This is a genomic window from Rhizobium sp. BK602 (assembly GCF_014195095.1).
Lineage (GTDB): Bacteria > Pseudomonadota > Alphaproteobacteria > Rhizobiales > Rhizobiaceae > Rhizobium.
The window spans coordinates 130049-153913 of the sequence record NZ_JACIBC010000010.1 but is presented as its reverse complement, the minus strand read 5'-3'; the positions used below and the strand labels follow the sequence as shown (position 1 = coordinate 153913).

Sequence of the window (23865 nt, the reverse complement as noted above, 5' to 3'; positions counted from 1 at the left end):
CTAGCCTAATTTTCATCCGCGCGATACCGAGGCCGCCATCAAACAGCGTGGGGTTCGCCGAGGCGATGAGTTTTTCGATCTATTTTACCGGCCTGATGATGGGTCTTAGCCTCATCGTCGCGATCGGCGCGCAAAATGCCTTCATTCTTCGCCAAGGCCTGCGCAACGAGCATGTCTTTGCCGTCTGCCTCGCCTGCGCGCTGTCCGATGCGGTGCTGATCGTTCTGGGCGTGACCAGCCTTCGGCAGATCGCGGCATTCTTGCCCTGGCTCGATCCGGTCATGCGCTATGGCGGCACGGCGTTCCTGGTCTGGTATGGGGCCAGAAGCCTCTACTCTGCCTTCCAGTCGTCCGGGGCGCTGGCCGTCGGCGAGGGCAGGTCGCCCGGCTTCAAGCAGACCCTTGCGACCTGCCTTGCCCTGACCTGGCTCAATCCGCACGTCTATCTCGATACGGTGGTGCTGCTCGGCACGATCTCGACGCGATTTGCTGGCCAGCAGGTCTCTTTCGCGGCGGGGGCGATCACGGGCTCCTTCCTGTTCTTCTTTTCGCTCGGCTATGGTGCTAGATGGCTGCGGCCGATCTTCACGCGGCCCGCGGCGTGGCGCATATTGGAAACGATCATCGCGCTTACGATGTGGCTGATCGCGTATAAATTGCTGCGCGGGATGTGAAATTTGCCGGGCGGGAGCGACAGCGGAAGGGCAGGGAATTGTCCGCCGGCTTCGATCATCTCCTGCCCCATAGCTGAACGAGAGGGATCAAATCGTGCCGCTTTTCCAGGGTCTTTCCGCCTTTCCGATCACCCCCGCCGATGCTTCCGGTCGTGTGGATACGCATGCGCTCGCCCGCCTGCTCGCACGAATCCAGGCGGCCGGCGCCGATTCCATCGGATTGCTGGGCAGTACGGGCGGCTATGCCTTCCTGTCGCGGGACGAGCGGCGGCGCGCCGTGGACGCCGCCATGGCCGCCGTCGGCGGCAAGATCCCGGTCATCGTCGGCGTCGGGGCGCTTCGCACGGATGAGGCGCTGGCCCTTGCAGAGGATGCCAAGGCGGCCGGAGCCGATGGCCTGCTGCTGGCGCCGGTGTCTTATACGCCGCTGTTCGAGGACGAGGTCTACGAGCATTTCGTCGTGGTCGCGAAGGCCGGCGATTTGCCGTTGTGCATCTACAACAATCCGGGCACGACGAAATTCACCTTCAGCAATGCCTTGATCGCGCGGCTCGCCAAGGTGGCGCATGTCGATGCGGTGAAGATGCCGCTGCCGGCCGATGGCGATTTCGGGGCGGAACTGTCGGCCCTGCGCGGGACGACACCACCGACATTTTCCATCGGCTACAGTGGTGACTGGGGTGCGGCAGCCGCGCTCCTGGCGGGCGGCGATGCCTGGTACAGCGTCGTGGCCGGCCTGCTTCCCGCCGAGGCCTTGGCGTTGACGCGCGCGGCCCAGGCAGGCAATGCGGCGGAGGTGGAGCGGCTCGATAGCGCGTTCCAGCCGCTCTGGAGCCTGTTCAAGGAGTTCGGCAGTTTCCGGGTGATGTATGTCATTGCCGACCTCATCGGTCTCTGCAAGGTCTCACCGCCCCGGCCGATCCTGCCCTTGAACGAAGCGGCCCGGGCAAGGGTCGAAAGCGCTCTCGATCATCTCGCCGCCTCGGCAAATGTGGCTGCGTCGCGTCGCGTGTGACGTCCTCGTATTGACTGCGATCTGGCGGCCCTAATGTTCTTGATCATCGATGGGGTGGACGCCCATGTCATTGCCCGGCCACGGGAATAGCGATGTGCTTATTTTGTGCGCATTGCACATTTTTTGGCGGAAATGCTGCGACTGCTTTCACGCACGCAATCGCTGTCAAAATCGGGGATTTTATAATAATCATTTTAAAACAATAGCTTATTGATTCTGGCATGGGCCTTGCTTGGTATAGGCAGGCGAAAGCCACGAATTTGGCGTCCAACGGCGGGCGCCGCCAGCAAAGCCGCTGATCAGGAGACCTCGCGCACTTAAGTGTATGCGCGTCCTGACCAGCGGCTTTTTGTTTTTAACCCCAGCGATGGATCGGCACGACCTTGTCGGGCCTCGGAGAAGCCATGTCTGCTCTCAAGACAATACAGCCCATGTCCGCCGGCGAGCCGGTCAAGGCATTGTGGATTTCCACGATTGCCTTCACCCTCTGTTTCGCCGTCTGGACGATCTTTGCGATCATCGGCATTCGCATCAAGCAGGAGCTCGGCCTTAACGAGGCCGAATTCGGGTTGCTTGTGGGAACGCCGGTCCTCACCGGATCGATCGTTCGCATCGTGCTCGGGATCTGGACAGGCCGTTATGGCGGTCGCCTCGTCTATACGCTGACCATGCTGGCCGCGGCGCTGGCAACCTTCCTGCTGTCTTACGCGACGACCTACACGGAAATGCTGATCGCCGGTCTCGGCGTCGGCCTTGCCGGCGGCTCCTTCGCGGTGGGCGTCGCCTATGTCTCTCCGTTCTTTCCGCCGGAAAAGCAGGGAACGGCCCTCGGTATTTTCGGTGCAGGTAATGTCGGCGCTGCCGTCACCAAGTTCGCCGCCCCCTTCGTGCTGATCGCATGGGGATGGCAGGCGGTCGCCGAGATCTGGGCGCTGGTGCTGGCGGTCATGGCGATCGTCTTCTGGTTCACCACGTCAGACGATCCCGCCTTCCGGGCCCGCCGCGATCGCGGCGTTGCATCGAAGAGCTTGCTGAAGGAATTCGCGCCGCTGAAGAACGTTCAGGTCTGGCGCTTCTCGCTCTATTATTTCTTCGCCTTCGGTGGCTTCGTTGCCCTGTCGCTCTGGCTGCCCCGCTATCTGGTCGGCGTCTATGGTTTCAATCTTGAAGTTGCCGGCATGGTTGCCGCCGCCTACTCCATTCCCGGCAGCGTCTTTCGCGCCTTCGGCGGCGTGCTGTCCGACAAGAAGGGCGCGCGCAGCGTCATGTACGCCATGCTGGCGGTGTCGGCGGTCGCGACCCTGATCCTCTCCGTGCCGGCCGCCACTACCACCAGCCCCGCCTTCGGCATCACCCCGGCCGTCTTCATCGTCGTCATCTTCGTTCTCGGCTTCTTCATGAGCCTCGGCAAGGCTGCCGTCTACAAGCATATCCCCGCCTACTATCCCGAGAGCGTCGGCGCGGTCGGCGGCATCGTCGGCATGATGGGCGGCCTCGGAGGCTTCATCCTGCCGATCGCCTTCGGCCTCCTGAAAGACATTACCGGCCTTTGGTCCAGCTGTTTCCTGCTGCTTTTCGCGATCGTCGCGATCTCGCTCGTCTGGATGCACCTGTCCGTAAGGCAGCTGGAGCGCCGCGAGCTCTCCACTCCCGCCGTGGCCGCCACCTAACCATCAAGGACTTGGAACTATGCCTCAGAAACTCGTGATCATCGGTAACGGCATGGCCCCCGGCCGGATGCTGGAACATCTTTTGGAAAAGGCGCCTGATCTCTACGAGGTGACGATCTTCAACGCCGAGCCGCGCGTCAATTACGACCGCATCATGCTCTCGCCGGTCCTGTCGGGCGAGAAGGACTATGAGCAGATCATTATCCACGGCGATGGCTGGTACATCAAGCATGGCATCACGCTTTACAAGGGCCACAAGATCGTCGCCATCGACCGGGCCGCGAAGACGGTGACGTCGGACCATGGCGTGACCGAGAGCTACGACAAGCTTGTCATCGCTACCGGGTCGGTACCCTTCATCATCCCGGTTCCGGGCAAGGATCTGCGGGGCGTCATCACCTATCGCGACCTCGACGACGTGCAGGCGATGCTGCTGGCCGCCCAGTCGCGCGAGAAGGCGATCGTCATCGGCGGCGGCCTGCTGGGCCTCGAGGCGGCTGCGGGTCTTGCCGCCCGCGGCATGGATGTCACTGTTCTCCACGTCATGCCGACGCTGATGGAGCGCCAGCTCGATCCCGCCGCCGGCTACCTGCTGCAGAAGGCTGTCGAGGAACGCGGCATCAAGGTCATCACCAAGGCCAATACCAAGGCGATCGTCGGCGACGGCAAGGTCGAGGGGATCGAACTTGACGACGGCCGCATCATCCCCGCGACGCTGGTCGTCATGGCGGTCGGCATCCGCCCGAATGTCGGGCTGGCGAAGGACGCCGGCCTCGCCGTCAATCGCGGCATCGTCGTCGACGACGCCATGAACACGTCGGACGGCGACATTATGGCGCTCGGCGAATGCGCCGAGGTGGGCGGCATGGTCTATGGCCTGGTGGCGCCGCTCTATGAGATGGCACGCGTCGCCGCCTCGCATCTGGCCGGCGAGACCACGGCCGGCTTCGTGCATTCGGACACGCCGACCAAGCTCAAGGTCACCGGCATCGAACTCTTCTCGCTCGGCGATTTCGCCGATGGCGACGACCGCGAGGAGATCGTGCTGCGCGATGCCTCCGCCGGCGTCTACAAGCGCCTGGTGCTCAAGGACAACAAGATCATCGGCACGGTGCTCTACGGCGAGACGGCCGACGGCGCCTGGTTCAACGACCTGAAGAAGAAGGCGACCGACATCTCGGAGATGCGCGATACCCTGATCTTTGGCCAGGCCTATCAGGGAGGGTCTCCGCTGGACCCTATGGCGGCCGTTGCAGCCTTGCCGGATGATGCGGAAATCTGCGGCTGCAACGGCGTCTGCAAGGGCAAGATCACCTCGACGATCACGGCCAAGGGCCTGACGTCGCTGGACGATGTGCGCGCCCACACCAAGGCGTCCGCATCCTGCGGTTCCTGCACCGGCCTTGTCGAGCAATTGATGACCTTGACGCTCGGCGATGCCTACAATCCCAAGGCCGTACAGCCGATGTGCGGCTGCACCGAGCTCGGGCATGACGATGTGCGCCGGCTGATCAAGGCCAAGGGGCTGAAGACCATTCCGGCGGTCATGCAGGAGCTGGAATGGAAGACCTCCTGCGGCTGCGCCAAATGCCGGCCGGCGCTCAACTACTATCTCGTCTGCGACTGGCCGGACGAATATGCCGACGACTATCAGTCGCGTTTCATCAACGAGCGCGTCCACGCCAATATCCAGAAGGACGGCACCTATTCGGTCGTGCCGCGCATGTGGGGCGGCGTCACCAGTTCCGGCGAGCTGCGCGCCATCGCCGATGTCGTCGACAAGTTCGAGATCCCGATGGTCAAGGTGACCGGTGGCCAGCGCATCGACCTTCTCGGCGTGCAGAAGGAGGACCTGCCGGCCGTCTGGGCCGATCTCGGCAAGGCCGGCTTCATCTCCGGTCAGGCCTATGCCAAGGGGCTGCGCACGGTGAAGACCTGCGTCGGTTCCGACTGGTGCCGCTTCGGCACGCAGGATTCGACTGGCCTCGGCATCCGCATCGAGAAATTCATGTGGGGTTCCTGGACGCCGGCCAAGGTGAAGATGGCGGTTTCCGGCTGTCCGCGCAATTGCGCCGAGGCCACCTGCAAGGATGTCGGCGTCATCTGCGTCGACAGCGGCTTCGAGATCCATTTCGCGGGTGCGGCCGGCCTCGACATCAAGGGCACGGAAGTGCTCGGCCTGGTGAAGACCGAGGACGAGGCGCTGGAGCATATCGTGGCGCTGACGCAGATGTATCGCGAGCAGGCCCGCTATCTCGAGCGCATCTACAAATGGGCCAAGCGCATTGGCCTCGACGAGATCCGCCGCCAGATCATGGAGGATGGCGACAAGCGCAAGGCCTATTACGACCGCTTCGTCTTCAGCCAGAAATTCGCCCAGGTCGATCCCTGGTCGGAGCGCGTCTCCGGCAAGGACAAGCATGAATTCCGGCCGATGGCGACGGTCGGCTTCCACCAGGCCGCCGAGTAAGGAGATGGGTATGAACTGGATCGAAATCGGCGATATCTCCGATATTCCGCTACGCGGCGCGCGCTGCGTGAAGACGCCCCAAGGCAAGATCGCCGTGTTCCGCACGGCCGAAAACCAGGTTTTCGCCATCGAGGATCATTGCCCGCACAAGGGCGGCCCGCTGTCCCAGGGCATCGTTCATGGCGCCGCCGTCACCTGCCCGCTGCACAACTGGGTGATCTCGCTGGAAACCGGCGAGGCACTCGGCGCGGACAAGGGGTCGGTCAGGACCATCCCGGTGCGAAACGAAAACGGAGCGCTGTCGATCGCCCTCGACAGCCTGATGATGGCGGCGGAGTGAGCTCTTTTGCCGCTGATGCGGCAAGAAGAGCCTGCTGGCCCTGCGACCGGAGCGACCATGTCGGCTGAGACCAAAACCACCTGCCCCTACTGCGGCGTCGGCTGCGGCGTCATTGCGAGCATCGACGACCGCGGCCAGGTTTCCGTCAAGGGCGACCCGGACCATCCGGCCAATTACGGGCGAATCTGTTCCAAGGGATCGGCGCTTGCCGAGACCATCGATCTCGACGGCCGTGTTCTCCATCCGGAAATCCACGGACAAAGGGCAAGCTGGGACGCAGCGCTCGATCTGGTCGCCGCGCGCTTCTCCCAGACGATTGCCGAACATGGGCCGGATTCGGCCGCCTTCTATGTCTCGGGCCAGCTTCTGACCGAGGACTATTACGTCGCCAACAAGCTGATGAAGGGCTTCGTCGGCTCGGCCAATATCGATACCAATTCGCGGCTGTGCATGTCGTCGTCTGTTGCCGGTCATCGCCGTGCCTTCGGTTCGGACACCGTGCCCGGCACCTATGAGGATCTCGAACTGGCCGATCTGGTGATCCTCACCGGCTCCAACCTCGCCTGGTGCCACCCGGTTCTCTATCAGCGCCTTGCCGCCGCCAAGGCCGCGCGGCCAAGCATGAAGGTCGTCGTCATCGATCCGCGCCGGACGATGACCTGCGATATTGCCGACCTGCATCTGGCGATCCGCCCGGATGGCGATGTCGCGCTATTCATGGGCCTGCTGGCGCGCCTCGTCCAAAGCCCGGCCATCGACCAGAATTTCATCGCGACCCACACCGAAGGCTTCGGCGAGGCCTTTGCCGAGGCCTCGGCGCTGGAATTCGGCGATCTGCTCGACAGGACCGGCCTGCCGGCCATGCAGCTGCGCGAATTCTTCCGCCTGTTCGAAACCACCGAAAAGGTGGTGACCTGCTACAGCCAGGGCGTCAATCAGTCCTCTTCCGGCACCGACAAGGTCAACGCCATCCTCAATTGCCATCTGGCGACCGGGCGCATCGGCCGGCCCGGCATGGGGCCGTTCTCGCTGACCGGCCAGCCGAACGCGATGGGCGGGCGCGAGGTTGGCGGGCTCGCCAACATGCTGGCCGCCCATATGGCGATCGAAAGCGGCAGCGACCGCGAGAGAGTCCGGCGCTTCTGGAATGCACCGACGATCGCCGAACGGCCGGGCCTGAAGGCGGTCGATATGTTCCGCGCCGTCGCCGACGGCCGCATCAAGGCGCTGTGGATCATGGCCACCAATCCGGTGGTCTCGATGCCGGATGCCGATGCCGTCGAGGCGGCGATCAAGGCCTGTCCCTTCGTCGTCGTCTCCGACATGCTGCTGGAGACCGACACGACGCGGCATGCGCATGTGCTGCTGCCCTCGCTCGGCTGGGGTGAGAAGGACGGCACCGTCACCAATTCCGAGCGGCGGATTTCGCGGCAGCGCGGATTTCTGCCCGCTCCCGGCGATGCCCGGCCGGACTGGTGGCAGATGACCGAGGTCGGCCGTCGCATGGGATTTGCCGAGGCCTTTGCCTTCACCTCGCCGGCGGAGATCTTTGCCGAGCATGCCGCGCTGTCGGGCTTTGAAAACGACGGCAGCCGGGATTTCGACATCGGCGCTCATCGACAGATCGCAGCCGACGATTATGACGCGCTTCCGCCCTTCCAATGGCCGCAGCCGGAGGGCAGCGCGCCGCAGACGACGCGTTTCTTCGCGCAGGGCGGCTTCTTTCATGCCGACGGCAAGGCCCGTTTCGTGCCGGTGAAGACACCGGCCTACGATCGCCGCGATGCGCAATTCCCCTTCACGCTCAATACCGGCCGCATTCGCGACCAGTGGCACACCATGACCCGCACCGGCAAGAGCGCCCGCCTGTCGGCCCATATCGCCGAGCCCTTCGCGGAAATCCATCCGCGCGATGCGCTGGAGATCGGCGTCGGCGATGCCGGGCTGGTGGAGATCGAAAGTCCACATGGCAAGGTGATCCTACGCGCCCTGGTGACCGAGAGACAGGCGCGCGGCAGCCTGTTCGTGCCGATGCATTGGAACGACCGCTTCGCGGCAAAGGCGAGGGTCGATACCGTCGTCGCCCCCGTAACCGATCCCATCTCCGGGCAGCCGGCATCGAAGAATGTCGCCGTCGCTGCCCGTGCCTTCAAGGCGAGCCACTACGGCTTTGCCGTCTCCGCGGCGCGGCCGCAGCACTTGGATGCCGCCTATTGGGCGCTGGCGAAGGCCGATGGCGGCTGGCGCACGGAGCTGGCCTTCGACGGGCCGGTGGAGGACTGGACGGATTGGTGCCGCGCCACCTTCGATCTGCCCGCCGATATCGAGCCGCTCGGTTATGCCGACCGGACGAGCGGCGACCGGCGTCTCGCCTTCTTCGACGGCGACCGGTTGCTGGCGGCCCTGTTCCTCGCCCGCCAGCCGGTTGCGGTCGCCCGCAACTGGGCCATCGCGCAGCTCGTCGCCGAACACGGCAACCTGCGCAAGCGCTTCGCGCTCGTCGCCGGGCGGCCGGGCAGGGATGCACCCGATCCGGGCGCGACGGTCTGCTCCTGCTTCGGCGTCGGCGTCAACCAGATCGTCGGTGCCGTTCGCGGCGGCTGCCACAGTGTCGAAGCGGTCGGAAAGACATTGAACGCCGGAACCAATTGCGGCTCCTGCCGCGCCGAAATCAGGGGGATCATCAATGCATGTCTCACTGCCGCAGCCGAGTGATACTCTCGCCCGCATGGAGCCGCTTGCCAAGCTGCCGGTCTTCTGGGGGCTGGAAGGCAAACGCGTCGCCGTCGCCGGCGGTTCCGACGCCTGCGCCTGGAAGGCGGAGCTTCTGGCGGCCTGCGGCGCGCATGTCGACATCTACGCCGAGGAGCTGAGCGAGGCGCTGACGGCCCTGCTCGACCGCAAACCGGAGCATGCCTCGGCTCGACTGACGCACCATGCGATATCGTGGCAGGAGACGGATCTTGCCGGCGCCACGCTGGCGATCGCCGATTGCGACGACGAGCACGAGGCCAGATCCTTCTTCGACGCTGCCCGGCGCATGGGCGTTCCCGTCAACGTCATCGACAAGCCCGACTATTGTCAGTTCCAATTCGGATCAATCGTCAACCGCTCGCCGGTCGTCGTCGCGATTTCCACCGATGGCGCCGCTCCCATTCTCGCTCAAGCGATCCGCCGGCGGATCGAGACGCTGCTGCCCCGAACCTTGAAAGCTTGGGCACAACTGGCGCAGTCGCTGCGGGAGGCAGTCAATGAGCGGCTGGCGCCCGGGCCGCTTCGGCGCGTCTTCTGGGAGCGTTTTGTCGATCGCGCGTTTTCAAGTTCAGATACGCCGGAGGAGGGCGTCGGCGGGCAGCTTCTCAAGGAAGCCGAGCGGCTTCGGGAGGCGCCCGCCCACTCGTCCGGAGGCCGCGTCACGCTGGTCGGAGCCGGTCCCGGCGACGCCGAGCTCCTGACGCTGAAAGCGGTGCGTGCCTTGCAGGCCGCCGACGTCATTCTCTTCGATGATCTCGTCTCGGCCGAGGTGCTGGAACTGGCGAGGCGCGAAGCCAGGCGCATGCTGGTCGGCAAGCGCGGCGGTCGCACCAGCTGCCGCCAGGAAGATATCAACGAGATGATGGTCAAGCTCGCCAAGGCGGGCAAGCGCGTCGTGCGGCTGAAATCCGGCGACCCGATGATCTTCGGACGCGCCGGCGAGGAGATCGCCCATCTCGATCGCGAGGGCATCCCCGTCGACGTTATCCCCGGCATTACTGCCGCGAGCGCCATGGCCTCCGGTCTCGGCATGTCGCTGACGCACCGCGATCACGCGCAATCCGTCCGCTTCATCACCGGCCACTCCCGTCACGGTGGACTGCCATCGGATATGGATTGGCGCTCGATTGCGGACCCGAACACGACCAACGTCTTCTATATGGGAGGCAGGACGGCCGGTCTCATCGCGCAGAAGCTGCTCGGGGAGGGACTTGCGGCTTCGACCCCAGCGGTCATCGTCAGCGATGTCAGCCGGCCGTCCGAGCGTCGCTGGGCGGGTGAACTGGGTGATCTTTCCATCGGAATTGCCGAAGTGGGGTTCGATCGCCCTGTCCTGCTCGCCATAGGACATGCCCTCGAGAAAGCGGCGGGTGGAAAGCACTTTTCCGTTCCGCAGGCGGCGATAGGGTAATAGAAGCTCGCGTCGCTCCTAGCTTATTGTTTCTACGCAATTTTTCCTGGAGTTGCTCCTAGCCGCCCGCCGGCGGTTCGATATCCATCGCAACACAGAAACGACCGAATGTGGAAACGATACCGCATTCGACTTGACTCATCGTGCCCGTCCTCTAATGTGATGTGGAAACGTTACCATATCGGGAGGAAACCAGATGAAATCCGCGCGGCTCAACCGCCTTTTCGGCGTGTCCGGCAATTGCTTCGACGTCGCCATCGATCACGGCATGTTCAACGAGCGGACTTTTCTCGCCGGCATCGAGGATATGAAGACGGCCATCAAGGTGATCGCGGATGCGGCACCCGATGCCATTCAGCTTCCGCCCGGCACGGCACCCTTGCTGCAGGCCATTCCCGGCAAACAGCGTCCGGCGCTGGTGCTGCGCACGGACATCGCCAATATCTACGGCAATCCACTGCCGTCGGCGTTGTTTTCCGAAATGATCGACAGGGCGGTGGAGCAAGGCGTGGCGCTGGATGCAGCCTGCGTCGTCGTCAATCTCCTGATGCTGCCGGATCAGCCCGAGGTCTATCGCGCCTGCGTGCGCAACGTGAACAGCCTGAAGCGCGAATGCGAGATCTACGGCATGCCGCTCATGGTCGAGCCGCTGGTCATGCAGGACAATTCCAAGGGCGCCTACATGGTCGATGGTGCCATCGACAAGATCCTGCCGTTGGTGCGCCAGGCAGCCGAACTCGGCGCCGATATCATCAAGGCCGATCCGTGCGACAATGTCGGGGAATATCATCGCGTCATCGAGATCGCCCAGGGGCTTCCGGTGCTGGTGCGCGGCGGCGGCCGCGTTTCGGATCAGGAAATCCTGAGCCGCACCAAACAGCTGATGGAGCAGGGCGCACGCGGCATCGTCTATGGCCGTAACGTCATCCAACACAGCAATCCCGGCGGCATGACGCGGGCCCTGATGGCGATCGTCCACGAGAACGCTTCCGTTGAGGAAGCCTCGCGGCATCTCGCCTGACATATTACGGGGAGGAGGAGACATGACCAAAATATTCCGTTTCGGCGTCATCGGCTGCGGCCTGATGGGGCGCGAATTCGCCAGTGCTGCGGCGCGCTGGCTGCATCTGGCCGATGCGAAGGCGCAGCCGGAAATCGTCGCGGTCTGCGATACCAATGCGACGCTGCTCGACTGGTTCCGGGACCATGTGCCGACCGTCCGGCAGTTCACCGCCGACTATAAGGAGCTTCTGGCCAATCCCGACGTGGATGCGGTCTATTGCGCCGTGCCGCATGTGCTGCATCAGCAGCTCTATATCGACATCCTGAAGGCCGGAAAGCATCTGCTCGGCGAAAAGCCCTTCGGCATGGATGCGGCCCAGAACCGCGAGATCATGGCGGTTCTCCGCGAACATCCGGAGCTTCTGGTCCGCTGCTCGTCGGAAATGCCGTTCTTTCCCGGCGCGCAGAAGGTCATTGCGCTCGCCGAGAGCGGCGAGATGGGAGACATCCTCGAAGTCGAAGCCGGTTTCCTGCATTCCTCGGATATCGACCGGCAGAAGCCGATCAACTGGAAGCGCATGGCCGATATCAACGGCGACTATGGCTGCATGGGCGATCTCGGCATGCATGTCCTGCATGTGCCGCTGCGTCTCGGCTGGCGCCCGTCCACCCTGCATGCGCAACTGGTCAAGAAGGTCACGGAACGCCCCGACGGCAAGGGCGGCATGCTGCCCTGCACCACCTGGGACAATGCCACGATCAGCAGCCGCGTGCGCAGCGGGGATCAGGATTTCCCGATGGTGCTGAAAACCTGGCGCATCGCGCCCGGCGAATCCAACACCTGGTACATCCGCATTCTCGGCATGAAGAAGAGCGCCTTCTTCAGCACCAAGTCGCCGCGCCAATGGCAGTGGATGGATTATAATGGCGGTGCGCAGGCCTGGAGCACCGAGGATCTCGGCTATGGTTCGCTGTTTCCGGCCATCACCGGCAAGATCTTCGAATTCGGCTTCGCCGACGCCATCCAGCAGATGTGGGCGGCCTTCGTTGACGAGCTGGCTGGAGGAAATGCGAACGGTTTTGGCTGCGCCACGCCGGCCGAGGCACAGGCGCATCACGCTGTCCTGACGGCGGCTCTCAAATCCGGCCGCGAGGATGCCGTCGTTGCCGTCGATTATGAGGAAGAGGCGGTCCGATGAAGCGCTCCGAGATCAACGCAGCCCTTCGGCTTGCCAGCGAAACCCTTGAACGCTGGCACTGGTCGCTGCCGGACTGGGGATATTGGACAGCCGCGGATTTTGCCGCCCATCCGCAGGCGGCAAGCTATCTGCGCAGCCATCAGCTCGGCTGGGACGTCACCGATTTCGGCTCGGGCCGGTTCGCCGAATGCGGCCTGGTGCTGTTCTGCCTGCGCAACGGCATCGTCGGCATCGATGGCGAGCGCACCTATGCCGAGAAGCTGCTTTTCGTCGAGGAAGGGCAGGTGACGCCAACGCATCGCCATGCGGCGAAGATGGAAGATATCATCAACCGCGCCGGCGGCGATCTCGTGATCGAATTCGCCGCGACCGATGCCGATGGCAATGTGCTGAGCGACGATGTGACCGTTCCTGTGGATGGGTTGCCGCGCAAGCTCGCCGCATGGGAACCGTTGGTTCTGTCTCCCGGCCAGAGCGTGACGATCCAAACAGGGCTTTACCATCGCTTCTACGGCAGGAAGGGCGGCGGTCCGGTTTTCGTCGGCGAGGTCAGCCAGGTCAACGACGACAATAGCGACAACTTCTTTCTCGAGCCGATCGGGCGCTTCGCCGCCATCGAGGAAGACGAGCCGCCGCTCAGGCCCCTCTGGAACGAGGCAGGCGGCTGATGCGGACCGGGGAGGAGGTTCACGGCAGCGAAAAGCGGAAGACGGGCGGCATCGTTTGTGCCGGCAATTTTATCGTCGATCGCGTCCATACTCTGTCCTATTGGCCCGAACAGGGTAATCTCGCGCATATCCTGCACCAGGATCTGGGCGTGGGCGGCGGTGCCGCCAATGTCGTCACAGACCTTGCCTCGCTCGGCTTTCCCGGACAGCTGGCGGCGGCGGGATGCATCGGCGCGGATCAGGATGGAGAGATCGTCAAGGCTCGTCTCGCCAATGCCGGCATCGATGTCGGCGCACTTCTGGCGCTTGCCGATCAGGTGACGGCGCACACGCATGTCATGAACGTGCCGGGCCAGAACCGCACCTTCTTCTATCATGGCGGCGCCAACGATGCGGTGACGGACGCGCATGTCACGCCCGCCGCCTTCGCAAAGGCCGGCTACCGGCTCTTCTACCTCGGTTATCTGATGCTGTTGCCGGGGCTCGACCGGATCGGCCCGGATGGCCGTTCGGGAGCGTCGCGCCTGCTGGAGGCCGCGCAGGGCGCGGGTCTGACCACCTGCGTGGATTTCGTATCGAGCGAGGACCCGGAATTCGCGGCCAAGGTCGGTGCCGCGCTGCCCTTTTGCGATTTCCTTGTTATCAACGAGATGGAGGCGGGCCGAGCGACAGACATTGCCGTTCGCGACGCAAAAGGGGATCTGATCGAGGCTGGACTTTTCGAGGCGGGCGACCGCCTGCTTGCGGCGGGCGTCGGCAAAGGGGCGATCATTCATGCGCCGGAGGCCTGCTTCTGGTTTGCGCCCGGCGCTTCACCGGTCGTCGCGCCTTCACGGCCCGTCGATCCGCATGAGATCGCCAGCACCGTCGGTGCGGGAGACGCCTTCTGCGCGGCCGTGCTCTACGGCCTGCATGAGGGTTGGTCCGTCGAGCGTATCTGCGCCGTCGCCCATGCTGCGGCCGCGCACTGCCTGGCGGGCGCGACGGCCACCGACGGCATCCCCGACATGGCGGTCCTTCTCGAGGATACGAAGGAGACGACTCCGATATCCGGTTAGCCCATCGGAGCCGCCTGGGGAGAAGGCGGTTCCGGTCACGATCCAAGCAAATGGAGGAGCAGACATGAAGCCATGCAGAATAGCGGCCGCTTCGGCCACCCCTGGCGGCACCGCAATCGGGGAGTGGACGCCATGACCTTTGCGCAAACATCCAGGTTGTCAGGAAAGGTGGCACTGGTCACGGGAGGCGCAAGCGGTATCGGCAAGGCAGTCTGCGAACGTTTCGCGGCGGAAGGCGCCAGGGTTATCGTGGCGGATCTGGATGGCGGACGATGCAGAGGGGTCGCGGAGGCGATCGGCTCCAATGCCTGGGGCGTGGCGCTCGACGTCACCAGCCAGGAGAGCATCGATGCTGCCGTGGATTTCTCGATAAAGGCCGCCGGCCAGATCGACATCCTGGTCAATGCTGCCGGTATCTACGAGGTCCAATCCATTCTGGAAATATCGCGCGAGCGCACCGCCAAGGTCTTCGAGGTTAATATCGAAGGCGTGATCTTCATGACGCAGGCGGTCGCGCGGCATATGGTGGAGAGAGGCGAGGGCGGGCGCATCATCAACTTCTCGTCTCAGGCCGGCCGTCGCGGCGAGGGACCGGCCGTTGCCTATTGCGCCTCCAAGGCGGCCGTCATCAGCATCACCCAAAGCTGCGCTCTGGAACTGATCCGGTACGGGATCAACGTGAACGCCATCGCGCCCGGTGTCGTCGACACGCCGATGTGGGATGTCGTCGATGCGAAACTTGGCAGTCGGGAAGGTTTGCAGCCGGGCGACGTCAAGCGCCGTGTGGCTGCCGCGGTTCCAGCCGGACGATTTGGTGCCGTCGAGGAGCAGGCGGCCATGGCCGCCTTCCTGGCCGGGCCGGATGCGGCGTACATCGTCGCGCAATGCTACAATGTCGATGGCGGCAACGTCATGAGCTGATCGCTCCGCAATGTGGGTTCATCAGCGAGGAGGAGAAGAATGAAAGCTGTCCGTTTGGAAGCGATCGGGTCCATGACCATGCGCAACGTCGAGAAACCGGCAGCCCGGCCGGGCGAATTGCTTGTCCGTGTGCTCGCCGCCGGCATCTGCGGCTCCGATCGCCACATGTACAAGGGGGAGTATCCGACGGCGATCCCGGTCACGATGGGCCATGAATTCAGCGGCATCGTGGAAGAGGTGGGCGATGAGGTCGCGGGCTTTGCCGGCGGCGAACTGGTGACCGTTGATCCGAATATTGCCTGCGGCCGCTGCCATGCCTGCACGCGCGGGCGGGTGAACCTGTGCGAGGGGCTGACCGCGATCGGCGTGACGCGAGATGGCGGCTTTGCCGAATATGTGGCGGTGCCGTACCGGCAGGCCTTCACGCTGCCCGCCGATCTCAATCCCGTGCACGGCGCTTTCTGCGAGCCGCTTGCCTGCTGCCTGCATGCCGTCGACAAGGCCGGGATCCGTCCGGGCGAGAGTGTCGCTATCCTCGGTGGGGGCGTGATCGGTCTGCTCATGGTGCAATTGGCTCGTCTGGCTGGCGCAAGCCAGGTGATCCTGATCACGCGGCAGCTTACAAGACGGCAGACGGCGCTTCGCCTGGGTGCGACGCATGCCTTCGATCCGACCGCTTCGGACGCGATCGCCGCCGTTCGGGATGTTACCCACGGCGGCGCGGATGTCGTCATCGAGTGCGCTGGTGTTCCCGAGACCTTACAGACGGGGTTGCGAATGGCGCGGCGCGGCGGCGTCTTCGTGCTTTTCGGCGTGACGCCGGCGGGTGTCGCGGTGCCCGTTCTGCCGTTCGACCTGCTCGTCAACGAGGTCGATATCAGGCCGGCCTATCTCAACCCGTTCACCCATTCGCGGGCCGCGGCCATGGTTGCGAGCGGGGCATTGGAGCTGGACATGCTGGTGACCAAGACCATCGGTCTCGAAGAGGTCGCTGGCGTGGTGGGCAGCGCGCCATTGCCAGGCGAGATCAAGGTGATCGTCCGACCCTAGCCGTGTAGTCTCTCCATGCCTCGGGCCTATTCCGTCTTAGCTGCGGACAGGCCCGGTGGAGTCGCGCTCAATCAGGGTGACCGGTACTCTGACGATGGTGCCGGGTTGCTGTTCATGCCCCGCCTGATGTTCGGCGATCAGCGCTTCCAGCCGTTGCGCCGCCCGTTGCCCGACATCGCGGATCGGCTGCGCGACCGTCGTCAGCCGGGGAAAGACATAGGCTGCCTCCGGCAGGTCATCGAAACCGATCACCGAATAATCGCCCGGAACCGAAAAACCGCGATCCAGAACCGCATGGATTGCCGCGATCGCCGAAATGTCGGTCGTGCCGATGATCGCCGTGATCTCAGGCTTTGCCGCCAGCAGGTCCCGCGCTAGCGGATAGGTCGCGGCGAAGCTGTGCTCCTCGGCCATCGTCACGGCGGCGGGCGTGATCCCGTGTTCTGCCATCTCCGCCGAAATGCCATTGAGACGAAGCTGGACGGGCTGGCTATGCTCCGGTGCCCCGACGATGGCGATTAACCGGTGGCCGAGGCCGATCAGGTGACGCGCCATCAGGCGTCCACCCTCTTCATGATCGGCCATGACCGCGTCATCGGCGATGCCGCTCAACTCGCGGTCGATCGCGACGATCGGAATATGAGCGTCCTTGAGGACCTCGAAATGCTCGATGTTGCCGAAGGCGCTCGCCACGATGACGCCATCGACGCGCTGGGCGAGCAGCATGGACATGTAGCGCGCCTCGTGGTCCATGTTTTCCGCCGTGCTGCAAATCAGCGTCTGGTAGCCGCGCTGGAACAGTTCCTGTTCGATGGCATGGGCCAGGATGCCGAAGAACGGCACGTCGATCGACGGCAATATCAGCCCGATCATCCGGCTCGGCGCTCCCCGCAGCATGCGGGCGCCCTTGCTGGGCGTATAGTTCAGGGCGCGAATGGCCGCTTCCACGCGATCCCGGAGCTCCGGCGAGGCATAGCCGCTGTTGTTGAGCACGCGCGACACCGACGAGACCGATGTCCCCGCAAGTTTGGCGATATGTCTGATGCTGGTCGTCACGTGCTGGTATTTCTTTCCCTGGTGCTCGAACAGTCATGAGACGAACCGCGGAAATCCGTCTGCATTTGCCTGACTAAATCATTGCCGGCTCGATGCATCAAGCGCGACGGGAGTGGCTGGATGTAGATGCTGCGGGCCGCCGCTGGTTTTGAAGTCCGGGATCAGAGCTTGCCAACCGCATCGATGAACCGGTCGATCTCGCTGTCGGTGTTGAAATAGTGGACCGACGCGCGGACGAGGGACGACAGGCCCCGTTCGCCGAGGTCGAGCCGGGCGGAGCGGGAGGCTGAGACCGATACGTTGATTTGCTGCGCCCGCAGGCGCTCCACGATCTGCGAGACGTCACGATCCGCTTTCCGGAACGTCACGATTCCGCATCTCGTGCGGCCGAGATCGTGAACGGATACGCCGTCGATGGCGGCGAGCTCGTTGCGCAGGCTGTCTGCGAGCGCTGAAACCCGCTGCTCGATGGCGGGAAGGCCGATGCCGCGGGCGTAGCGCACCGCCGTCATCAGTCCGACGCGTCCGGCGACATAGCTTTCCCAATTCTCGAAACGCTTGGCACCCGGCACCAGCTGGAAGTCGTCTGGCTCGACCCAGGTTGCCGACAGGAGATCGACGAACGGCGGATCGATTGTCTCGAGCATGTTCCGCCGCACATAGAGGAAGCCGGTGCCGCGCGGCCCGCGCAGAAACTTTCTGCCGGTGCCGGAGAGTATGTCGCAGCCGATGGCCTGCACATCGACATCAATCTGCCCGACCGACTGACACGCATCCAGAAGGTAGATGAGACCATGCTTGCGGGCGATTTTGCCGACCTCGGCGGCAGGGTTCACCAGTCCGCCCTGGGTAGGCACATGGGTGATCGCGATCAGCCGTGTCCGGGGCGTGATCATCGCTTCAAGCGCGGAAACATCGATCTGGCCGAACGCGTCGGACGGAACCATGTCGATCTTCAGCCCGCGCCGCTTGGCCTGTTGCAGGAGAGCCAGATAATTGGAGGTATATTCCGATCCATGCGTTATGACACGATCGCCGGCTTGCAGCGGCAGGCCGTAAAAGGCCATGTCCCATGCGCGGGTGGCATTCTCGACAAAGGCGATCTCGTCGGGCTCGGCATTCAGCAGGGCGGCGAACTCGGTATAGAACGCCTGAAGATCGTTCGAAACGAGCCTTTCGGCCTCGTAGCCGCCGACATCGTTCTCCAGCCGCAGGACATTCAGGACCGCCTCGAAAACCGGGCGTGGCATGAGCGAGGCGCCCGCATTGTTGAAATGCAGGACCTGCTGGCAGGCTGGCGTCTCCGCCCGTACTTTCTCGATGTCGATCATGGAACTCCCACTCCGGCGCTATACCCATCAGCAGTTCTGTTCCCACAAACACGGCGGCTTGCACAAGCCGGCATTCGTCGAACAGCGACATTTGTCCGCATCGCGCGGATTGGTTACGATCAGGCGGGGCTTTGCGGCTTGGGAACCTCCAACGGCGATAGCCGGCGCACAACAGGGATGAAAAGGATCATCGGCATGAAAATCCGCGACTTCGGCGTCGAAATCTGGATGAACCGCTATGAGAACCATTGCGAATGGAACCTCGCCGAGACCTGCGTCGAATCCTTGACGGTGCGGGAACTGCTGGAGATGGCGGGCAAGACGGAGACGATCTTCTCCGAATTGCTGCCGTTGAAGCTGACCTATGGGGCGATCGAAGGCAGTGAGCGGCTGCGCGGGCTGATCGCGGGCCTTTATCGGAAACAGCAGATCGACAATGTCGTCGTCACCCACGGGGCGATCGGCGCCAATGCGCTCGTCTACGAGACGCTGGTCGAACCGGGCGACCGGGTCATCTCCGTATTGCCGACCTACCAGCAGCATTATTCCATTCCCGAAAGCTACGGCGCCGACACGCAGATCCTGAAGCTGACGGAGAAGACGGGTTTTCTTCCCGATCTCGAGGAACTGAAGCGCCTGGCGATACCGGGGACGAAACTGATTGCCATCAACAATCCCAACAATCCCACCGGCTCGCTGATGGATCGCGCCTATCTCGAAAAGATCGTCGAGATCGCGCGCGCCTGCGGCGCATGGATCCTGTGCGACGAAGTCTATCGCGGCACGGATCAGGACGGCGACGGCATGACGGCATCGATCGCCGATCTCTATGAAAAGGGCATTAGCACCGGCAGCATGTCGAAGACCTATTCGCTCGCGGGCCTGCGCCTCGGCTGGATCGTCGCACCGGCCGATCTCATCCGCGCGGTCTCGATCCATCGCGATTACAATACCATCAGCGTCGGCATGCTCGACGATCATTTCGCGGCGATCGCGCTGGAAAACCGGGAGAAGATCCTTAGGCGCAGCCACAGGATCACCCGCACCAATCTCGCCATCCTGTCCGACTGGGTGGAGGGGGAGGCGCTGATCTCCTGGGTCAAGCCGCAGTCCGGCACGACGGCGCTTCTGAAATATGAGTTGCCGGTCGCCTCCGAGAATTTCTGTATTCGGCTGCTGGAGCGCACCGGCGTCATGCTGACCCCGGGCAGCGCCATGGACATGGAAGGCTATCTGCGCATCGGCTACGCCAATGGCGAGGGCATCCTTCGCGAGGGCCTGAAGCGTATCTCGCAATTCCTGAAGGAGGAACAGTCCGCCGTCCTCTGAGCGCCGGTCGCTGAACGATGACTGAATGAGGTCTTCAGCTCCGGTTCGAACGGCTTCTTCTAAAAGGAAGACGTTCAACAGCGGTCCTGTCCGCCAAAGGAGACGCAGTCATGATCCGTAATTCGTTCATCGCAACCGCACTCGTCGCTCTCGTCGGCATGACCGCCGCGGCCCCCGCCATGGCCAATGATGTGCGCATCGAGCAATATGGCTGGTCGAACTCGGCCGGCGGCGCCCAGGAAGGCTTCAGAAACCGCATCAGGGTCTATCAGAACGGTGGCTACAACAGGATGGTCGGCCAGCAATATGGCCGCCACAACCTGTCCGCCGTCGGCCAGGAGGGCAACGGCAATTACGGTGCCACATACCAAAACGGCGACCGCAACGTTGCCGGCATCGGCCAGTTCGGCTCCGGACATACCACCATCCTGACCCAGGACGGCAACGGCAATATCGCCGCCGGCGTGCAGGTGGGGCATGGCTGCAACGCCAATGTCAGCCAAGGCGGCAGCGGCAATGTCGCCGCCTTTGTCCAGGCCTGCCCGTAACCGGCAATCATCGGCCGCGCGGCCGTGGAAAGAGACCACGGCCGTGGCGACGGACCCTCGAGGAGGTGAACCATGCCACATATCGTCAACCATCCCCGCCGCTTGCTGACGGCAATCGCCCTGGTCCTGCTTCCCGCCGGCGCGCTGGCGACCATGGTGACGGCAGGCCCGTCCGACGGACCTTTGCGTTGCGAGATCCGTGCCACGCCGCAGGGCGGCATGGTGGCACTCGAGGCGCTTGCCCATGCCGACAAGCGCGTCAGCGGCACCTATAGCTTTCATATCGAGAGTGCCGGAGGGGGCGGCGGTTCCAATATAGACCAGAGCGGCGCCTTCGATGCAGCTCCAGGACGCGCCGCCATGCTCGGCTCCGTCTCGCTCGGCGCCAAAGGCGCCGTCTACGACGCCACGCTCGATATCACCACCGGCGGCAAGAGCATCAGCTGTTCGCAGCGTGTCGGCGGCGCAATCTGATCATCGTCGCAGCATGTTACAAAGGGCGCCGGTTGCCGGCGCCCTTTGTGCTGTGAAGTCGTTAGAGCGTTTCAGCGCTTCGAGGAATCGCTGAAACGCTCTAGCTTTTTGTTTTGACCCAATTCCGGATGGAAAACCGCTGCACACTTTTCCTGGAATTGCTCCAGAGACGATTGAACGATAGCTGAACGGGCAATTCCGGTTGGGTTCAGCCGTGGAATGCGAAGGTTGGGTCATCGGCTGAGGCAGCCGACAATGGAGACCAGCATGACCCGCACCATAGTCAGGATCCTTACCGCCGCTCTTCTTGCCGGCAGCATCGGCCAGGCGGCTTTGTCCGTTCCCGCCTATGCGGGAGGCCGGGTTTCGGTGAGCTTCGCCCCCGCCAATGCCGAGGACGCCGGTCTTTTCGCGACTGGCCTGCGCTTCTATTCGCTCTATCGCGGCCTGCGCGACGCCGATATCCGGCAGCGGGGCCACGGCAATGCGGCCGGCATCGCCCAGAACGGACGCGGCGATCTCGGCATTATCGAGCAGCGGGGCAATGGCCATTCCGCCACCCTGCAGCAGAACGGCAACGACAATGCCTACGGCATTTTCCAGTTCGGCCGGCATACGGACGACACGATCGTGCAGGATGGGAACGGCGGCAGCGGCGCGACCTTCAGCTATGGCTGGTAACGGTTGAGCCGATCGGTGTCGGACTGCCGGCGGCAACTCAGCCGTAGCGCGCGATGATGATCTCGACCGCCGCCGCTACATTCGTTTCCACCTCCTTGGCGCTCGGCTGTGCCCGCCCGCCGAGGAGCAAGGGTTCATAGAGCCCGGCCTCGCAGAGCACCTTGAATTCCAGCGCGGCGCGGGCGGTGTCCGGCAGGTGAAGCAGGCCGGCGGCGGCGAGGGCGGCGAAGAGCTGCTCGAAACGCTCGGTCACGCGGCGCGGGCCGATCCGGAAGAAAATCTCGGCAAGTTCCGGCGCGCGTACGGCTTCGGAGGCGACGAGCCGCACGATGGCGATGATATCGGGATGAAGCAGCAGCCTGAGATAGCTGAGGCCGAAAGCCTCTAGTGCCCGCGAAGGGTTCGCCGACGGGCGGGCCTGATGTTCCAGCGGCGCATAGGCTTCCTCGCCCGCCTGCTGGATGAAGGCCGCGAAAAGGTCCTCCTTGTTCGGGAAATAGCCGTAGAGCGTTCCCTTGGAACCGCCGAGCTCGGCCGCCACCGCCGCCATGGTGACGGCGCCATAGCCTTGGCTCAGGAACATTTTCCCGGCGATCCTCAAAATCTCCTGACGCTTGGCTTCCGTCTTGACGCGCATGCCTTCTCCTAAATCGTACACTTCAGTACGGATATCGCTTGACATCCGAATGATGGCTATATACGTACAATATCGTACGGTTATGAAAGGTCAAGCCGATGACGCCTCCATTCCCCAAGACAGCCGAATTCAGTGGCTCCCTCTATACGCCTGCCCGCTTCGAGGGCGAGGTCTATGATCTCGAGGTGGAGGGCCGGATTCCGGACGAGATCGACGGAACCTTCTTTCAGGTCGCGCCCGATCCACAATATCCGCCGATGTTGGGCGAGGACATCTTCTTCAACGGCGACGGGGCGATCAGCGCCTTCCGTTTCAAGAACGGTCATGTCGATTTCCAGCGGCGCTACGTGATGACCGAGCGCTTGAAGGCGCAGCGCGCCAGCCGTGCCTCGCTGCATGGGCTCTATCGCAATCCCTTTACCAACGATCCGAGCGTGCGGGACCTGTCGAATTCGACTGCCAACACCAATGTGATCCTGCATCATGGCAAGCTTCTGGCGCTGAAGGAGGATAGCCCGCCCTATGCGCTCGATCCGGTCACGCTGGAAACCATCGGCCTCTATGATTTCGACGGCCAGCTGACGAGCGCCACCTTCACCGCCCATCCGAAATTCGATCCGGAGACGGGCGATCTTCTGTGTTTCGGCTATGAGGCCAAGGGTGAGGCGACGCCGGATATCGTCTATTACGAGGTCGACCGGCATGGCCGGATGAAGCGCGAGGTCTGGATCGTCGCGCCCTATGCCGCGATGATCCATGATTTCGCCGTCACCGAGAATTATGTGATTTTCCCGCTGATGCCGCTGACGGCCGATCTCGGGCGAATGAAACAGGGCGGCAAGCACTTCCAGTGGCAGCCGGGTCTTGACCAGCTTTTCGGCATCCTGCGGCGCGATGGCGACGGCCGCGACGTGCGCTGGTTCAAGGCGCCGAACGGCTTCCAGGGCCATACGCTGAATGCCTTCGACGATAGCGGCAAGATCTATGTCGACATGCCGGTGACGTCAGGCAATATCTTCTACTTCTTTCCGCAGGCGGATGGCGTGGTGCCGCCGCCGGAAACGCTCTCCTCGCAGATGATGCGCTGGACCTTCGACATGAATTCGCATGGCAATGCGATCGAGGTCAAACCGTTGACCGGCTTTGCCTGCGAGTTTCCGCGCAGCGACGACCGTTACAGTGGACGACAATATCGCCACGGTTTCGTCATCGCCATGGACCCGACCAAGCCATTCGACGAAGAGCGCATCGGTCCGCGCCCGTTCCAGTTCTTCAACCAGCTGGCGCATATCGATGTCACCACGGGCGGGACCGCGACCTGGTTCGCCGACGACCAGTCCTGCTTCCAGGAACCGATCTTCGTGCCGCGCCGCCCCGACGCGCCGGAAGGCGACGGTTATGTGATCGGGCTGTGCAACCGGCTGCGCGAGCGGGCGACCGACCTGCTGATCCTCGATGCCCAGCATCTGGCCGACGGCCCGATCGCCACCATCAAGCTGCCGATGCGGCTGCGCATGTCGCTGCACGGCAACTGGGTGCCCGGCGATCGGTTGAAGGCCGCGTAAGCCGGCTTTCTC

21 protein-coding genes are annotated in these 23865 nt (G+C 63.4%); 18 read left to right on the top strand and 3 right to left on the bottom strand.

The genetic code is table 11. The features are described 5' to 3' along the window. Positions 1 to 65: 65 nt before the first annotated feature. The 13 genes from FHX11_RS26820 to FHX11_RS26760 all read left to right on the top strand — a co-directional run bounded on the left by FHX11_RS26820 (position 66) and on the right by FHX11_RS26760 (position 16232). Complete coding sequence (locus tag FHX11_RS26820) at positions 66 to 674, top strand: LysE/ArgO family amino acid transporter (RefSeq protein WP_184363458.1); 609 nt, start codon at positions 66 to 68, stop codon at positions 672 to 674. A gap of 94 nt (positions 675 to 768) precedes the next feature. Further along, the gene (locus FHX11_RS26815) at positions 769 to 1689 is read left to right on the top strand and encodes a dihydrodipicolinate synthase family protein (protein ID WP_184363456.1); all 921 of its coding nucleotides are present in this window, start codon (positions 769 to 771) and stop codon (positions 1687 to 1689) included. Positions 1690 to 2093: 404 nt separating this feature from the next. Further along, positions 2094 to 3359 (top strand): nitrate/nitrite transporter, encoded by a 1266-nt coding sequence (locus tag FHX11_RS26810; RefSeq protein ID WP_184363454.1) that lies wholly within the window; start codon positions 2094 to 2096, stop codon positions 3357 to 3359. A 19-nt stretch (positions 3360 to 3378) separates the two neighbouring features. Next, on the top strand, positions 3379 to 5829 hold the full coding sequence (gene nirB / locus FHX11_RS26805; protein WP_184363453.1) for a nitrite reductase large subunit NirB: 2451 nt from the start codon (positions 3379 to 3381) through the stop codon (positions 5827 to 5829). A gap of 4 nt (positions 5830 to 5833) precedes the next feature. Continuing rightward, positions 5834 to 6169 carry a nitrite reductase small subunit NirD gene (gene nirD, locus FHX11_RS26800; protein ID WP_184363451.1) on the top strand — a complete coding sequence of 112 codons (336 nt, stop codon included), beginning with the start codon at positions 5834 to 5836 and terminating at the stop codon, positions 6167 to 6169. Between the two features lie 57 nt (positions 6170 to 6226). Further along, positions 6227 to 8884 (top strand): nitrate reductase, encoded by a 2658-nt coding sequence (locus FHX11_RS26795; protein ID WP_184363449.1) that lies wholly within the window; start codon positions 6227 to 6229, stop codon positions 8882 to 8884. Then, positions 8856 to 10334, top strand: coding sequence for a siroheme synthase CysG (gene cysG / locus FHX11_RS26790; protein ID WP_184363447.1), 1479 nt, complete (start codon positions 8856 to 8858; stop codon positions 10332 to 10334). The genes FHX11_RS26795 and cysG overlap by 29 nt, the downstream gene beginning before the upstream one ends. 196 nt (positions 10335 to 10530) lie before the next feature. Beyond that, a complete protein-coding gene (locus tag FHX11_RS26785) occupies positions 10531 to 11355 on the top strand; it encodes an aldolase (protein WP_184363445.1) in 825 nt (274 codons plus the stop codon). 22 nt (positions 11356 to 11377) lie between these two features. Beyond that, positions 11378 to 12535 carry a Gfo/Idh/MocA family oxidoreductase gene (locus tag FHX11_RS26780; protein ID WP_184363443.1) on the top strand — a complete coding sequence of 386 codons (1158 nt, stop codon included), beginning with the start codon at positions 11378 to 11380 and terminating at the stop codon, positions 12533 to 12535. After that, entirely contained in the window at positions 12532 to 13203 is a 672-nt protein-coding gene (locus FHX11_RS26775; RefSeq protein WP_184363441.1) for a D-lyxose/D-mannose family sugar isomerase, read from the top strand. Before FHX11_RS26780 ends, FHX11_RS26775 begins: the two co-directional genes overlap by 4 nt. Further along, positions 13203 to 14261, top strand: a complete 1059-nt coding sequence (locus FHX11_RS26770) for a carbohydrate kinase family protein (RefSeq protein WP_184363439.1) — start codon at positions 13203 to 13205, stop codon at positions 14259 to 14261. Before FHX11_RS26775 ends, FHX11_RS26770 begins: the two co-directional genes overlap by 1 nt. A gap of 132 nt (positions 14262 to 14393) precedes the next feature. Next, positions 14394 to 15182, top strand: coding sequence for an L-iditol 2-dehydrogenase (locus FHX11_RS26765; protein ID WP_184363437.1), 789 nt, complete (start codon positions 14394 to 14396; stop codon positions 15180 to 15182). A gap of 39 nt (positions 15183 to 15221) precedes the next feature. Then, positions 15222 to 16232 carry a zinc-dependent alcohol dehydrogenase family protein gene (locus FHX11_RS26760; protein WP_184363436.1) on the top strand — a complete coding sequence of 337 codons (1011 nt, stop codon included), beginning with the start codon at positions 15222 to 15224 and terminating at the stop codon, positions 16230 to 16232. A 36-nt stretch (positions 16233 to 16268) separates the two neighbouring features. On the opposite strand, the gene FHX11_RS26755 is transcribed toward FHX11_RS26760, so the two are convergent. Together FHX11_RS26755 and FHX11_RS26750 are read right to left on the bottom strand one after the other, a co-directional pair. Beyond that, a complete protein-coding gene (locus FHX11_RS26755) occupies positions 16269 to 17288 on the bottom strand; it encodes a LacI family DNA-binding transcriptional regulator (RefSeq protein ID WP_184363433.1) in 1020 nt (339 codons plus the stop codon). Between the two features lie 161 nt (positions 17289 to 17449). Further along, positions 17450 to 18619, bottom strand: coding sequence for an aminotransferase class V-fold PLP-dependent enzyme (locus FHX11_RS26750; protein WP_184363430.1), 1170 nt, complete (start codon positions 18617 to 18619; stop codon positions 17450 to 17452). Positions 18620 to 18814: 195 nt separating this feature from the next. Here FHX11_RS26750 and FHX11_RS26745 point away from each other — a divergent pair, with 195 nt between their 5' ends. The 4 genes from FHX11_RS26745 to FHX11_RS26730 all read left to right on the top strand — a co-directional run bounded on the left by FHX11_RS26745 (position 18815) and on the right by FHX11_RS26730 (position 21651). Next, the gene (locus FHX11_RS26745) at positions 18815 to 19948 is read left to right on the top strand and encodes an aminotransferase (RefSeq protein ID WP_184363427.1); all 1134 of its coding nucleotides are present in this window, start codon (positions 18815 to 18817) and stop codon (positions 19946 to 19948) included. Positions 19949 to 20058: 110 nt separating this feature from the next. Continuing rightward, positions 20059 to 20496, top strand: a complete 438-nt coding sequence (locus FHX11_RS26740; protein WP_184363425.1) for a curlin — start codon at positions 20059 to 20061, stop codon at positions 20494 to 20496. Positions 20497 to 20568: 72 nt separating this feature from the next. Next, the gene (gene csgH / locus FHX11_RS26735) at positions 20569 to 20970 is read left to right on the top strand and encodes a curli-like amyloid fiber formation chaperone CsgH (RefSeq protein ID WP_184363422.1); all 402 of its coding nucleotides are present in this window, start codon (positions 20569 to 20571) and stop codon (positions 20968 to 20970) included. 267 nt (positions 20971 to 21237) lie between these two features. Continuing rightward, the gene (locus tag FHX11_RS26730) at positions 21238 to 21651 is read left to right on the top strand and encodes a curlin (protein ID WP_184363419.1); all 414 of its coding nucleotides are present in this window, start codon (positions 21238 to 21240) and stop codon (positions 21649 to 21651) included. Between the two features lie 37 nt (positions 21652 to 21688). Here the strand turns inward: FHX11_RS26730 and FHX11_RS26725 are convergent, their stop codons facing one another. After that, positions 21689 to 22288 (bottom strand): TetR/AcrR family transcriptional regulator, encoded by a 600-nt coding sequence (locus FHX11_RS26725; protein WP_184363416.1) that lies wholly within the window; start codon positions 22286 to 22288, stop codon positions 21689 to 21691. Between the two features lie 98 nt (positions 22289 to 22386). Here FHX11_RS26725 and FHX11_RS26720 point away from each other — a divergent pair, with 98 nt between their 5' ends. Next, the gene (locus tag FHX11_RS26720) at positions 22387 to 23853 is read left to right on the top strand and encodes a carotenoid oxygenase family protein (protein WP_184363413.1); all 1467 of its coding nucleotides are present in this window, start codon (positions 22387 to 22389) and stop codon (positions 23851 to 23853) included. Positions 23854 to 23865 lie beyond the last annotated feature (12 nt).

Bases quoted from the DNA above. Each gene is read 5' to 3' on its own strand.
- FHX11_RS26820 (WP_184363458.1), top strand. From the start codon at position 66: ATGAGTTTTTCGATCTATTTTACCGGCCTGATGATGGGTCTTAGCCTC.
- FHX11_RS26810 (WP_184363454.1), top strand. From the start codon at position 2,094: ATGTCTGCTCTCAAGACAATACAGCCCATGTCCGCCGGCGAGCCGGTC.
- nirB (WP_184363453.1), top strand. From the start codon at position 3,379: ATGCCTCAGAAACTCGTGATCATCGGTAACGGCATGGCCCCCGGCCGG.
- nirD (WP_184363451.1), top strand. From the start codon at position 5,834: ATGGGTATGAACTGGATCGAAATCGGCGATATCTCCGATATTCCGCTA.
- FHX11_RS26795 (WP_184363449.1), top strand. From the start codon at position 6,227: ATGTCGGCTGAGACCAAAACCACCTGCCCCTACTGCGGCGTCGGCTGC.
- cysG (WP_184363447.1), top strand. From the start codon at position 8,856: ATGCATGTCTCACTGCCGCAGCCGAGTGATACTCTCGCCCGCATGGAG.
- FHX11_RS26785 (WP_184363445.1), top strand. From the start codon at position 10,531: ATGAAATCCGCGCGGCTCAACCGCCTTTTCGGCGTGTCCGGCAATTGC.
- FHX11_RS26780 (WP_184363443.1), top strand. From the start codon at position 11,378: ATGACCAAAATATTCCGTTTCGGCGTCATCGGCTGCGGCCTGATGGGG.
- FHX11_RS26775 (WP_184363441.1), top strand. From the start codon at position 12,532: ATGAAGCGCTCCGAGATCAACGCAGCCCTTCGGCTTGCCAGCGAAACC.
- FHX11_RS26770 (WP_184363439.1), top strand. From the start codon at position 13,203: ATGCGGACCGGGGAGGAGGTTCACGGCAGCGAAAAGCGGAAGACGGGC.
- FHX11_RS26765 (WP_184363437.1), top strand. From the start codon at position 14,394: ATGACCTTTGCGCAAACATCCAGGTTGTCAGGAAAGGTGGCACTGGTC.
- FHX11_RS26760 (WP_184363436.1), top strand. From the start codon at position 15,222: ATGAAAGCTGTCCGTTTGGAAGCGATCGGGTCCATGACCATGCGCAAC.
- FHX11_RS26750 (WP_184363430.1), bottom strand. From the start codon at position 18,619: ATGATCGACATCGAGAAAGTACGGGCGGAGACGCCAGCCTGCCAGCAG.
- FHX11_RS26745 (WP_184363427.1), top strand. From the start codon at position 18,815: ATGAAAATCCGCGACTTCGGCGTCGAAATCTGGATGAACCGCTATGAG.
- FHX11_RS26740 (WP_184363425.1), top strand. From the start codon at position 20,059: ATGATCCGTAATTCGTTCATCGCAACCGCACTCGTCGCTCTCGTCGGC.
- csgH (WP_184363422.1), top strand. From the start codon at position 20,569: ATGCCACATATCGTCAACCATCCCCGCCGCTTGCTGACGGCAATCGCC.
- FHX11_RS26730 (WP_184363419.1), top strand. From the start codon at position 21,238: ATGACCCGCACCATAGTCAGGATCCTTACCGCCGCTCTTCTTGCCGGC.
- FHX11_RS26725 (WP_184363416.1), bottom strand. From the start codon at position 22,288: ATGCGCGTCAAGACGGAAGCCAAGCGTCAGGAGATTTTGAGGATCGCC.
- FHX11_RS26720 (WP_184363413.1), top strand. From the start codon at position 22,387: ATGACGCCTCCATTCCCCAAGACAGCCGAATTCAGTGGCTCCCTCTAT.